This is a genomic window from Maricaulis sp. W15 (assembly GCF_001924955.1).
Taxonomy (GTDB): Bacteria; Pseudomonadota; Alphaproteobacteria; order Caulobacterales; family Maricaulaceae; genus Maricaulis; species Maricaulis maris.
The window spans coordinates 237,096-250,002 of sequence record NZ_LQXG01000017.1; the positions used below are offsets into that span (position 1 = coordinate 237,096).

The 12,907-nt window shown below is 61.5% G+C and carries 11 protein-coding genes; 4 read left to right on the plus strand and 7 right to left on the minus strand.

What is annotated here, in order from left to right; all coding sequences use genetic code 11:
- From AWH62_RS10830 to AWH62_RS10840, 3 genes are all read left to right on the plus strand, one after another.
- Positions 1–2,562: a response regulator gene (locus tag AWH62_RS10830; RefSeq protein WP_075190498.1), complete on the plus strand. Its 2,562-nt coding sequence runs from the start codon at positions 1–3 to the stop codon at positions 2,560–2,562.
- Positions 2,563–2,672: 110 nt separating this feature from the next.
- A complete protein-coding gene (locus AWH62_RS10835) occupies positions 2,673–5,495 on the plus strand; it encodes a valine--tRNA ligase (RefSeq protein WP_075190597.1) in 2,823 nt (940 codons plus the stop codon).
- On the plus strand, positions 5,495–6,466 hold the full coding sequence (locus AWH62_RS10840; RefSeq protein WP_075190499.1) for a DUF3137 domain-containing protein: 972 nt from the start codon (positions 5,495–5,497) through the stop codon (positions 6,464–6,466). The genes AWH62_RS10835 and AWH62_RS10840 overlap by 1 nt, the downstream gene beginning before the upstream one ends.
- Positions 6,467–6,469: 3 nt before the next feature.
- Here AWH62_RS10840 and mnmH read toward each other — a convergent pair whose 3' ends face one another.
- Positions 6,470–7,522, minus strand: a complete 1,053-nt coding sequence (gene mnmH, locus AWH62_RS10845) for a tRNA 2-selenouridine(34) synthase MnmH (RefSeq protein ID WP_075190598.1) — start codon at positions 7,520–7,522, stop codon at positions 6,470–6,472.
- 54 nt (positions 7,523–7,576) lie between these two features.
- On the opposite strand from mnmH, the gene selD reads away from it, so the two are divergent.
- The gene (selD, locus tag AWH62_RS10850) at positions 7,577–8,626 is read left to right on the plus strand and encodes a selenide, water dikinase SelD (RefSeq protein ID WP_075190500.1); all 1,050 of its coding nucleotides are present in this window, start codon (positions 7,577–7,579) and stop codon (positions 8,624–8,626) included.
- An 85-nt stretch (positions 8,627–8,711) separates the two neighbouring features.
- On the opposite strand, the gene AWH62_RS10855 is transcribed toward selD, so the two are convergent.
- From AWH62_RS10855 to xth, 6 genes are all read right to left on the minus strand, one after another.
- Entirely contained in the window at positions 8,712–9,206 is a 495-nt protein-coding gene (locus AWH62_RS10855; protein ID WP_075190501.1) for a hypothetical protein, read from the minus strand.
- A gap of 12 nt (positions 9,207–9,218) precedes the next feature.
- Entirely contained in the window at positions 9,219–10,361 is a 1,143-nt protein-coding gene (locus AWH62_RS16845; protein ID WP_143743017.1) for a helix-turn-helix domain-containing protein, read from the minus strand.
- Positions 10,361–10,657 carry a type II toxin-antitoxin system RelE/ParE family toxin gene (locus AWH62_RS17255; RefSeq protein WP_075190503.1) on the minus strand — a complete coding sequence of 99 codons (297 nt, stop codon included), beginning with the start codon at positions 10,655–10,657 and terminating at the stop codon, positions 10,361–10,363. The genes AWH62_RS16845 and AWH62_RS17255 overlap by 1 nt, the downstream gene beginning before the upstream one ends.
- A 159-nt stretch (positions 10,658–10,816) precedes the next feature.
- Positions 10,817–11,608: a DUF2145 domain-containing protein gene (locus tag AWH62_RS10870; protein WP_075190504.1), complete on the minus strand. Its 792-nt coding sequence runs from the start codon at positions 11,606–11,608 to the stop codon at positions 10,817–10,819.
- Between the two features lies 1 nt (position 11,609).
- Positions 11,610–11,888, minus strand: coding sequence for a hypothetical protein (locus tag AWH62_RS10875; RefSeq protein ID WP_143743018.1), 279 nt, complete (start codon positions 11,886–11,888; stop codon positions 11,610–11,612).
- 217 nt (positions 11,889–12,105) lie between these two features.
- On the minus strand, positions 12,106–12,894 hold the full coding sequence (gene xth / locus AWH62_RS10880; RefSeq protein ID WP_198928886.1) for an exodeoxyribonuclease III: 789 nt from the start codon (positions 12,892–12,894) through the stop codon (positions 12,106–12,108).
- Between the last annotated feature and the right edge of the window lie 13 nt (positions 12,895–12,907).

Consider the following 12,907-nt stretch of genomic DNA (forward strand, 5'->3'; position numbering starts at 1 on the left):
ATGGCCGACACGTCCCCGCCCACCCCGCAAGTCGATGCCAATATCGAGCGCAAATCCTTCTGGTCGAAACCGGCCGGGCGTGTGGCTTTCTGGATCTGCGGGGTGATTGCCGTGGCCGCGGCGGCGGTGGCGCTGATCGGTGCCGGCCAGGATGGCGGGCATGGCTTGGTTTATCTGTTCGGGCTCGCGGTGATTGCCGTCCTGATCCTGTTTGCGATCGCCGCCGGCGAGGCCGCGGGCCAGACCATGCGCCGACAGGTGGCCCGCAACCAGGCGCCGAGCACGACCGATCTCGGCTTTGCGGCGATGGACGGCTTTCCCGACCCGGTGCTGATTTCCGACCAGCGCGGCGCCGCCCGCTGGGCCAATGCCGCCTATCGCGAACTGGCCCGCAAGGCGGGTGGTTTCGGACAGAGTTTCGGACTGCCCACCGTTGACCGGTTGTGGGCCGGGTCCGGCGGCGGCGACGGCACGGTTTACCGCCTGGCCCGCGCAGCCGCGCGTGGCGAGGGGGCCAGTGAACTTCTGCCGCCGCTCGATCTCGGGGAACATGGCGTGCAGCGCTTCCATCTGGAGGCGGCGCCGCAGGACGGCGGGCTGATCCTGTGGCGGCTAATGCCGACGGGTGAGCGCGAGAGCGGGGCGTCGACCGCACTGTCGGACTGGTCACAGCATTCCCCGGTAGCCCTGTTTTCGCTGCGGCCGAATGGCGATGTGCCGATGGGCAATGCCACGCTGCGCGACTGGCTGGGCCTTTCGGAAGGCGAAGCCTTCCCGCCACTCAAGGACATGCTGACCGGCGATGGCGCCCGCCGTGTCCTGCAATCGCGTGGCGGCGAGGGCATTGCCCGCATCGATGCCCGTCTGAAGGCGCGTGACGGGATTGAGAGTCCGGTCGCGATCGCCGTGGAGTGGGCGCCGGGTGATCCCGGTACCGGCCGTGCGGTCATGTACGGCCTGTCAATCACGGGGGCACCTCCGGGGGTGGCGCAGGCGATGGCGTCCGGTGATGCCGAAGCGCGCCCGGCGGCGGGCCGGACACTGGACGACATGTTCGGCAACGCCCCCTTCGGCGTGGTGCGCCTCGATGGTGCCGATCCGGAAACCGCGATGATCGAGGATGTGAATCCCGCCCTGGTCCAGCTCTCCGGTGGCAAGGCGCTGCCGGGGATCAAATTCTGTGACCTGTTCAACTGGGAGGATGGTCGCTCACCCACTGATGCCTTTGCTGCGGCGATGGCGGGCAGCAGCGACCCGGCCGAGGCGCGCCTCGACCGCGAGGACCGCTCGATTTATGTCCACCTTGCTTTCGCGCCGGCGCGCGGCGGCAAGCGTGTTGCCTATGTCATCGACGTCACCGCCTGGAAAGAGCTGGAACGCCAATTCAGCCAAGCCAACAAGATGCAGGCGGTTGGTCAGCTCGCCGGTGGTGTGGCCCATGATTTCAACAATCTGCTGACGGCTGTCCGGCTCAATTGCGACGAACTGCTCAACCGTCACCCGGTCGGTGATCCGGATTATTCCGAGCTGCAATCGATCAACCAGACAGTTGCCCGCGCGGCCGGCCTGGTCCGCAAGCTGCTGGCCTTTTCCCGCAAGCAGACCTTCCGCATGGAAACACTGGATATCGGCGACCTCCTGTCCGATGTCGCAGTCCTGTTGCGCCAGATCGTCGAGGAGACGGTGCGGCTGGACATCAAGCACGGCCGGGAGCTGCCATTGATCAAGGCCGACAAGGGCCAGCTCGAGACCGCCATCATCAACCTCGCCGCCAATGCCCGCGACGCCATGCGTGACAATGGCGGTGGCTCCCTGGTCGTCAAGACGATGCGCGTCGATGCCGACACCGTACGCAATGCCGGCGCTCCCAATCCGCGTGAGGGTGACTGGTTGGCGATTGCGGTGACCGATGAAGGTCACGGCATGGACAAGGCGACGATGGAGAAGATTTTCGAACCCTTCTTCACCACCAAGGAGGCGGGCAAGGGCACGGGACTTGGCCTCGCCACCGTCTATGGCATCGTCAAACAGTCGGGCGGCTTCCTGTTTGCCGACAGTGAAGTCGGCGTCGGCACCACCTTCACCATTTACCTGCCCGGCCACGAACCGACCGAGGAAGAGGCGGTCGAGCTGGAACAGGCCGAGGTCGCCAAGACGGTCGAGAAAGCCCCGTCCGATCTCTCCGGTCGTGGCCGCATCCTTTTGGTCGAGGACGAAGACGCCGTCCGTCAGATCGCTGCCAAGACCCTGGTCAAGCGCGGCTATGAGGTCGTTGAGGCCTGTGATGGCGAGGAAGCCTATGAAATCCTGGAAGACGAGGAGGAGGGGTTCGACCTGATGATCTCCGATGTCGTCATGCCGGGACTGGACGGGCCGGGCCTGCTCAAGAAGGCCCGCGACCTGCTCAAGGACACCCGCGTCGTCTTCATCTCCGGCTATGCCGCGGAGCAATTCTCCGAGACCTTGTCCCAGGAACAGGATGTCTCCTTCCTGCCCAAACCCTTCACGCTCACCCAGCTGGCCGAGAAGGTGAAGGAAGAACTGGGTCAGAAAAGCGAATAGCGACGTATTGGCCGGTCTGCTGACGGAACCGATCCGCAGTTTGCGGGCTGACAATTCGGGTGAGATGTCCATAAAGGTGGCAAACGCGCGCGCTCGTGCGCCCCAAGCTCATGCGGACCCTCATGGAAAAGACTTTCAACCCGACCGACGCTGAAACCCGGATCTATCAGGCCTGGGAAGACAGCGGGGCTTTCCAGCCAAAAGATGACGACAATGCCGAGGCCTTCTCGATCGTCATCCCGCCGCCCAATGTCACCGGGCGCCTGCATATCGGTCACGCGCTGAACAACACGCTGCAGGACGTGCTGGTCCGCTATAAGCGCATGCTGGGCTGTTCCGTCCTGTGGCAACCGGGCACCGACCATGCCGGCATCGCCACCCAGATGGTGGTCGAGCGCCAGCTGGCCGATGAAGGCAATATCTCGCGCCGCGACATGGGCCGCGAGGCTTTCATCAAGCGTGTCTGGGAATGGAAAGAGGAAAGCGGCGGCGCCATCATGCAGCAGCTGCGCCGCCTCGGCGCCACCTGCGACTGGTCGCGCGAGCGATTCACCCTGGACGAGGGCCTGTCCAAGGCGGTCCTGAAGGTCTTTGTGGAGCTGCACCAGCAGGGCCTGATCTATCGCGATAAACGCCTGGTGAACTGGGACCCGCATTTCCAGACGGCGATCTCCGACCTCGAAGTCGAGAACCGTGAGACGCAAGGCCATTTCTGGCATTTCGCCTATCCGCTGGCTGATGGCTCCGGCGAGCTGGTCGTTGCGACCACGCGCCCGGAAACCGTGCTGGGTGACAGTGCTGTGGCCGTCCATCCGGAGGATGAGCGCTATCAGCATCTCATCGGCAAGATGATCAAACTGCCGATCGCCGACGTGGAAATCCCGATCGTCGCCGACGAGCATGCCGATCCCGAGCAGGGTACGGGCTGCGTGAAAATTACCCCGGCGCACGACTTCAACGATTTCGAGGTCGGCAAGCGTCACGACCTGCCCAAGGTCAACATCCTTGACCGGCAGGCCCGCCTCTTGAGCGAAGATGACGGCACCGGTGGGCTCGACCGCATTCCCGCCGAATGGCGTGGCATGGACCGTTTCGAGGCCCGCAAGAAGCTGGTCGCCAAGATGGACGAGCTCGGCCTGCTCCGCGCCGTCGAGGACAAGGTGATCCAGCAGCCCTATGGCGACCGGTCCGGAGTCGTCATCGAGCCCTGGCTGACCGATCAGTGGTATGTGAATGCCGGCGAGCTGGCCAAGGATGCCATCGCCGCCGTCGAGGATGGCCGCACCACCTTCCATCCCAAGACCTGGGAAAAGACCTATTTCGAATGGATGCGCAATATCCAGCCCTGGTGCATCTCGCGCCAGCTCTGGTGGGGGCACCGGGTTCCGGCCTGGTACTTGCCGGGACGCGGTGAGGACGGGGTTGCAGCGACTAAGGACGATACGTCAGCCCGCGAGACCATCTATTGTGAAGAATCGTTCGAAGACGTGGTCGCGAAAATTAAGGCGCAATATGGCGTTGATGAGGTTGTAGAGGTCAGTGACGAGTTCGGGGCGCCTGATTATTGCAACCGCTGGGATGCCGCGATTTCGAACGCCACGCTCGATCAGAATACAATGTTCGTATATCGGGACCCCGACGTCCTCGACACCTGGTTCTCCTCCGCGCTCTGGCCGTTCTCGACGCTGGGCTGGCCGGACGACACGCCGGAGATGGTCGAGCGCTTTTACCCGACTTCGGTCCTGATCACGGCTTTCGACATCATCTTCTTCTGGGTTGCCCGGATGATGATGCAGGGCCTCCACTTCATGAAGGTCGCGCCCTTCAAGGACGTCTACATCCACGCCCTCGTCCGTGACGAGAAGGGCCAGAAGATGTCCAAGTCCAAGGGCAATGTGATCGACCCGCTGGAGCTGATCGACGAGTACGGCGCCGACGCCGTGCGCTTCACCCTGGCCGCCCAGGCCGGGCAGGGCCGCGATATCCGCATGTCCAAGGAACGCGTTGAAGGCTATCGCAATTTCTCCACCAAGCTGTGGAATGCGGCGCGTTTTGCCGAGATGAATGAATGCGTCGTGCCGGAAGGGTTCGACCCGAAATCCGTGACCCAGACCGTCAATAAATGGATCCTGTCCGAGGCCGCCCAGGCGGTCGAAGCGATCAATGCCAGCCTCGACACCTATCGCTTCAACGACGCCGCTGCCGCCGCCTACCGTTTCGTCTGGAACGTGTTCTGCGACTGGCATCTGGAATTCGCCAAACCGCTCTTCAATGGCGAGGACGAGGCGGCCAAGGCCGAGACAAGGGCGACGACCGCCTATGTGCTCGACCAGGCCCTGAAAATGCTCCACCCCTTCATGCCCTTCGTCACCGAAGAGCTGTGGCAGCAGACCGGCCAGCGTGAGACCCAGCTGATCATTGCCGACTGGCCGCAGCTTGACGGGTTGCAGAATGTCGATGCCACCGCCGAGATGGACTGGTTGATCAACCTGATCACCGATATCCGCCGCCTGCGTGCCGAGATGAATATCCCGGCCGGCGCAAAATTGCCGCTGGTTGCCGTTGGTGCTGACGCCGAAGTGGCGGATCGTTTGGCTCGCCACGACGCGCTCATCCAGCGTATGGCCCGCCTGTCCGAAGTCTCGATGGCTGACGCCGTCCCACCGGCTTCGGCCCAGACCGTGCTCGGCACCACCACACTGGCCCTGCCGCTGGAAGGCGTCATCGATTTCGGTGCCGAAAAAGACCGCCTCGCCAAGGAGGTCGCCAAGCTGGACGGTGAAATCGGCCGTCTTGAAAAGAAGCTCGGCAATGAGCGCTTCGTCGCCAATGCGCCGGAGAGCGTCGTCGCCGAACAACGCGAAAAGCTCACCGACTATGCCGGCCAGAAAGCCAAGATGGCCGAAGCCCTGGCCCGGCTTGAGGCGATGTGATGGACGCGCGGTTCAGCAGACTCTGGGACGACAAGCTCGAACCCTGGCTGTCCGGGCTGGAGGGGGATCGGCTCCGTTTTGTCCGTCTGCGCTGGTACTGGACGACCGGTGGGGTGGCGCTGGGCGCCGCCTTCGCCACTGTGCTGGCTTACCAGGGCGCCGAGGCTGTGCCGATCATTATGGCCCTGATCATTGGCCCCTTCCTGGGTTACATGATCGGCAGCCACGCGCTCCACAAGATGTCCAAGCGGATCAAGCTGGAGCTCAATTCCACCATCGCGGGCGCGCTGGGGCTGGTCTACCGACCCAAGCCGCAATCACCGGCCCGCTTCGACCGCCTGCGCGATTTCGGCCTGTTGCCGTCCTCGACCCGGCAGGCTTTTGAAGACCATTATTCCGGCACGCAGGACGGCTGCGAGTTCGAACTCTATGAGGCGCATCTGGAACAGCGCCGCCGGTCGAACAAGCGGACCTATTACGTCACGGTGTTCCGTGGCGTCATCATCCGCATCAATTTCCCGCGCAAGGTTGAGGGCATCACTGTCATCACCCGCGATCAGGGCTGGTTCAATGGTCTCCAGGCTTTCGGGCGATCCTTCGGCGGCAACAAGCTTGAACGCATCGGCCTTGTTGATCCGGTGTTTGAAAAAGCCTTCGAGGTCTATGGCAATGACCAGGTCCTTGCGCGTTACATGCTGACGCCGTCCTTCATGGAGCGTCTCCTGGCACTGGAAACCAGCCTGAAGGGCAAGAATGTCCGCGCTGCTTTCGATCAGTATAGCGGCGAGGGTGAATTATTGATCGCCGCCGAGACCGGCAACCTGTTCGAGATCGGCTCCATGTCCACGCCGCTGACCCAGCCGGGACGCTTCACCAAGATCGTCGAGGAACTGGGCCATGTCACCGGGCTGATCGAGCTTCTGATCGCGCCGGCCAAGCTCGATGAGCATGAGGAGCGGCAGGGCGAATAGCGCTCAGCCGCCAGCGATGATCCGGTCGGCCAATGTCTCGAGCGCAGCGTCATCCAAGGTCGCGGTTTCCAGCACTGATCGCCGCTTCGGCGCGCCATCGCGCTTGCGCGCCCGGTCATAGGCCGGGTCGTAATGGGCGGTGACGAGGGCGGCGGCGAGGGTCTGGAAGTCACCGGTCTCGGCCATTGTCTGCCAAGTCTCGATATCACTGCGGGCATGAAAACGGCGCAGGACGTCGATGGCGGCGAGCAATTTGTCCGTGTCGGCGGCAAGATCGGGATAGGCCGTCATCAAATAGCGCGCCCGTTCCGCGACCGGGGCGCGGATTTCAAGCCGCGGCGCCGCCTGCATCGCGGCCCAAAGCCGCGGCGGCACCCGGCGCTGGCCGACCTGGCGGCTTTCCGCCTCGACATAGACCGGGCGATCCATGTCGAGATCGCGGATGCCGCACCAGAGTGCGCTTTCAAATGCCTTCTGCCCCGGTTGGGCCTGGTCGGTAAAATCGCCGAATATCGAGCCGCGATGCCGGGCCAGGCCCTCCAGGTCGATGACTTGCCCGCCGCGTTCGGCAAGATGGTGGAGCAGGCGGGTCTTGGCGGTGCCGGTCTGGCCGTCGATCAGCACGACAGGCAGCGGCGCCTCGCGCTCCAACTCGGCCACCACCTGCCGCCGCCAGGTCCGGTAGCCGCCATCAACCAGCGTCGTTTTCCAGCCGACGGCTGCGAGAATGGTCGCCATGGATTGCGAGCGCATTCCGCCACGCCAGCAATAGACCAGCGGCCTGAACGTCTTGTCCTTTTCGGCGAGGGCGGTCGCGATATGCAGCGAGATATTGCGGGCGGCGATGGCGGCGCCCATGCGGCGGGCCTCGAAGACCGAGACCTGCGTGTAATGCGTGCCGACCTGGGCCCGTTCGGCATCATTGAGGACGGGCAGGTTGATGGCACCGGGCAGGTGGTCTTCAGCAAATTCCGACGGCGAACGCACATCAATGATGGCATCAAAGCGTTCCAATCCGCGCCCGGATAGGTCATCAGTGGTGGCAATGCGTTGCATCGGCGTGTCGATCCCGGTCATCGGGCCAGACTAGCCAATAATGGAAGGTTCGCGATGATGGATGACACAGGACCGATCCGCCTGAGTTCACTGGCCCATGGCGGCGGCTGCGGCTGCAAGCTCGATCCGGCGGTGCTCAGCGACATTCTCGGTACGCCCTCGGCCATCCCCTTGCCGAAAGAGCTGATCGTCGACGCGTCGACCCGCGATGATGCCGCCGTCTGGCGTATCAATGACGAGGCGGCGCTGGTCGCCACCACCGATTTCTTCACCCCGATTGTCGATGATCCGGAGGTCTTCGGGAAGATCGCGGCCACCAATGCCCTGTCCGACATCTATGCCATGGGCGCCACCCCGATCTTCTGCCTCGCCCTCGTTGGCATGCCGGTCGGCAAGCTGCCGGCCGAGATGATCCGCGCCATTCTCGCCGGTGGCCGCTCGGTCGCCGAGGCGGCGGGCGCACCGGTTGCGGGCGGGCATTCCATCGATGCCGCCGAGCCGATCTATGGGCTCGTGGCGCTGGGGACGGTGCATCCTGATCGTTTGTTGACCAATGCCGGCGCGAAACCGGGCGATGTCCTGATCCTCGGCAAGCCGATCGGGATCGGCGTCTTTTCGGCCGCGTTGAAGCAGGACCGTCTGTCAGACGAGGGCTATGCCGCGATGGTCGCCTCGACGACCCGTCTCAACACGCCCGGTGCCGGCCTGGCTGTGCTGGGCGGGGTGCATGCCGCGACCGATGTGACGGGGTTTGGCCTGCTGGGGCATCTGTCCGAGATGTGCGATGGCGCCGGCGTGCGCGCCGTGGTCGAGCGGTCGAAAGTTCCGGTCTTTGCCGAGGCGCGGGCGTTGGCGGCGGACGGCGTCAAGACGGGCGCCTCGGGGCGGAACTGGGCGGCGGTCGGCGGCGCGGTGCAGACACCGGCCGACTGGGCCGCGATGGATGAGGTGTTGTGGTGTGACCCGCAAACCTCGGGGGGCCTCCTGGTCAGCTGTGCGCCGGATAGCGCCGAGGCGGTGCTGGCGCATTTTCATGGTGCCGGTCATGTCGAGGCCGCCGTGATCGGCCGCATCGAGACGGGCGCCGGCATTGAGGTGATCTGACAGGCAAGCGCCGGCGACGGGCGCGATGCGCCCGCCGCGAAACCACCAGCGGTTGGGTTAAGCAAGTGACCTCTACTGGCCTAGCCTACGCCGCATCTTGATCATCAATATGAACGTGCTCGGCAATTCGTAGTTCAGCCACATCGTCTGTGAAGTCAGTGAAAAGGTGCAATTGCGGATCATCCCGGTGAACCTTGTTCATTCTTTCGACATCGCAAACCGCCCTATACACCCCTTTCGCGATAGCGTCGCGCCGCTCCTTGACAGACCTTTGACGCAGCGACGGCGAACCCCCTGTATCGGTATCAAAATAGTGTTTTATGGCTTCGCCACCTTCAAAGAGTGTCGCCGATTGAAACGCCCTGTAAGTGAAGTGGCCATCGGCGTCCCACCGCTTTGCTTGTCGAAGTGATTTTGTCACCTGACGTCGCAGCATCTGTTTTACATCCAACGGATTGGGGGAGAGGCGGTGGTTAACCAGTGCCCATTCTACGAAGTCCCCTGGGTCGGCGGACTCATGTCCTATTGCCGCAAACCATTCTTCCCACAGCTGAACAACTTGATCATCGAAATTTGCCATGTGCTGGCCTCCTTAAAGATCAACCTGGGCGATATTTTCCCACCCGTCGACGGCTTCCCATTCTTTCAAGAGAGGCCGAATGCTAGTCTGGTATTTTCGGAGCCATCCATGCTTTTGAGTTTTGTGTTGAATTTGCCCAACTACTACCGCCGGATGAATCTGAGCTCGTGCGGCAAAAGCACGTACATCACTTTCTGATATATAAGGGCTTTTTCGCAGGATGAATGAGTGAAGCATTTTCTGATCTACGCAGAAATCAGCAGCGGCTTCGTTTGCTAATACTTCACATTCGGGAAGGCTTAGGTTTCCTGATTTCAAATTTCCATCAAAATCATCAATTGGCGAGAATGTGTCTTCGCGGCCATCTTCCCGTAGCACGTGCTCGATTTCGTGGCGAAGAACAAAGCATAAGTTATCAATTCGATCTAATCTATTGGTAATTCCAATAACAGGTTGGTCATCAACCCAAGTACAAACGCCGTCAATTTTAGAGCCGGGTAGTTGCTCAACAAGCACTAATCGAACTCCGCACTTCTTAAGCAGGTTTGGTATTCTTGGTAGGTCGTCGGCATCAATAAAGTGAGACCTAATGGTATGCAGCGTGTCGCGCAATGCTTTCTCTGAATACTTATCGCATTCTATAGTTCTTGCTATGCTTCGAACGCGGTGCAACCAAGCGTACTGGCTTGGCAAAGTTTCTGAGTAGGAGGACTTTCGAGCGGCATGTGCGACTAATGGAGCATCGCTGACGAAAGGTATGTCTTCCCGCCGATTTGCTCCAAAAAAACGAGACATTTGGACATCAAGTAGGCTGCTTTCAGTATCTTCAATCCAGCCTCGTTTGATCATTTCACGCAATGGAAATACGGCCCACGAGGCGCGTGTTTTTACTCCTGGGTCTGCCTTTTTCGCTCGCCCGAGGTCGTACATTTTCTGCAACGTTAAGAAAAATTCTGCGGGCATACCAAACGCATCTCCAAGCATGTTGGAGGAATCTGGTGTGACATCTGTGGTGCCTTTGATCAGGCGATTCAATTGGCTGACATCCCAGTTCAACACGAATGCCAAATCTGCCTGTGACCAGTTTCTCGCCTTGATTTCGCTGGCGATAAAGGTCCCAGGGTGCTCTGAGGGCAAACTAGTGTAACTAGCCATCAGTAATAATCCTCGATACTTAATATGGTGACCGTCAGCGGCTTGGTCCTTTCATCCAGCGTAAATGGCATCCTAAATCGGTCACTCAGGCGCACAAATCTCCGACCATCTGGTTTTTCATCAGGCCTTTCGTAGTTCAAGCTCTTCCAGCTCTCTAGTGACTGCTCATTAGGTGCGGCCCGTAGGATTGTGAGCTTCTTTCGCGCGGACTGTATGACCGACACTGGTAAGCAGGTGCTTCCAGCTTGATCCGTTTCTATGTCGGCAAGCGACTTATCAGAAAACACAACATTCATAGGCTGCTTTTACCGCAAGGGGCGGGCGCGTGCAAATCGCAAATTGACTTAATGAATCAATTTGCGATTTTTTATTTAAATACAGGTATTTATGTTCGAGATTGCGCGGGCCTCGGCAGCTGTTCCTACCCGGAAGTGGACGTTGCCATCAACGAAGCCTTATTCCAGATGATTCGCTTGTACTTCAAAACTTTCCTCCGCCAGCTCAAACGCCAGCATGAAATCCGCGATCGAGGTGAAGCTTGCGATCTCGACCGGCCCGCTTGCCTGGTCGTCAAGGCGGATGCGCGGGTCAAACCAGCTGGCCGTCAGGCGTTGCCACCAGCCGAGGCGGATGAGGGTGGGGGCGAAATAGGCGTCGAGATTGACCTTGATGCGGGTGCGGTCATCGGTCAGCCAAGCGGCGGCTGCGATCACATCGAGCATGAATTCGGTGCAGTTCTGATAGCGCAGGTCAGACGGGTTGGAGAGCAGGGAATAGGCAGGCTGGTGCAGATTGTCATACTGGTCCGAGGCCAGCACATCGAGCAGGCGGATCTGCATGGCCTCGCTGGGGATGATCACCCCGATTTCACCGACCGCGTCGCCGCGCATGAAGTCGAGCGGCCAGTCCTGCGCCAGGTAGGACGTCGTCGGATCGGCTTGGCCGTGGTAGAGATTATAGACGGCGTAGCCATGCCCTTGTGACCCGTCAAACTCGGTGACCGGGCCATAGACCCAGAAGGCGGCATGGGTGTAGCGCACCCCGTCGGGCAAGTCATCGCGCGGCCGTCCGGAGCGGAAGACCAGCGCAATATAGGCGCCGCGCCCGGCCAGCTCTCGCTCGACCTGTTTGGAAAAATCGGCCGCTTCGCGCAGCGTGAAATGATCGACCGGACGGGCATCGCTGTCACCGTGCGCCGGGGCGGGGAGGGTGAGGAAAAACAGGCAACACGCGATCAGGCGAAACATCTTACCGATCCGGATCGGGGTCGGAGGTGGGCTGATTCACCACCGTGTCAGTAACCGGAAGACCGCTGCGCCGGCGATCCGGCCCGGGTGCATTGTCCGAATTGTGCCGCGCCCGTGCCATGCGCTGGGCGGCCCGGGCGTGGAGCCGGCCCGAGCTGGTCGCCTCGTCGGTTTCGGCGTGTTCGGCTTGCGTCGGGGCGGGTTCGGACGCCGGAGGCTGGCTGTCCGCCGGGCCGACATAGAGGGCCATGGTAAAGGTCGAAATCAGAAGAATTCGCATGTGTTCGTCCGTGCAGGCAGGTCCCTCTCCCCGACCATACACGACCCAAGCAGGCATTGGGCGAAAATTTCGTCACAGGGGCGAGAGGCGGGGCGCACCGATGCGGACGGTCCCTGCGAGCCCGGCGGCGGCATGGGGGCTGGTGGCAGACGGGCTGCCGGCCTTCGACACCGTGCCCGAAGGGGGCGGTCAAAGGGATCGCCGACGCGAACTGTGTCTAGAGGTCGAAACTGCCGACAATCGGAATGTGGTCAGAGGCCTTTTCCTTGCCGCGCGTCTTGGTGTGGATCTCGATGCCCGCGAGCCGGTCAGCCGCTTGCGGCGAACACAGCAAGTGGTCGATGCGGATGCCGTGGCCCTTGTTCCAGCGCCCGGCCTGGTAGTCGTAGAAAGTGTATTGGTGACCGCGCCCGTCGAGCTGTTCGAAGGCCTCGGTCAGGCCGAGCCATTTCAGCGCCCGGAAGGCGGCGCGGGTTTGCGGCAAGGCAAGCGCGTCGCTTTCCCATTCGGCGATGTCCCAGCAATCACTGTCGCGCGGGATGCAATTATAGTCGCCGGCCAGGATGAGCGGTTCCTCGAAGGCCAGCAGGTCCTTGGCGTGTAAACGCAGGCGCTCCATCCAGGCCAGCTTGTAGTCGTATTTCGGGCCGGGCGCCGGATTGCCGTTCGGCAGGTAGATCGAGGCCACGCGCACCGGACCACTTGAGGCCGAGATCACCGCCTCGATATAGCGGGCCTGCTCGTCGCTCTCATCGCCTGGCAAGCCGCAGCGGACCTCCTCGATCGGGTGTTTGGAGAGGATGGCGACGCCATTGTAGGACTTCTGGCCGTGGGTCTCGATATTATAGCCGAGATCCTCGATCTCCATCCGCGGGAAGCCCTCATCCACCGTCTTGATCTCCTGCAGGCAGGCGACATCCGGCTTGGCCTCGCTCAGCCAGTCGAGCACATTGGGCAGGCGGGCCTTGACGGAATTGACGTTCCAGGAAGCAACGGTCAGGGTCATGATGGATCACGGG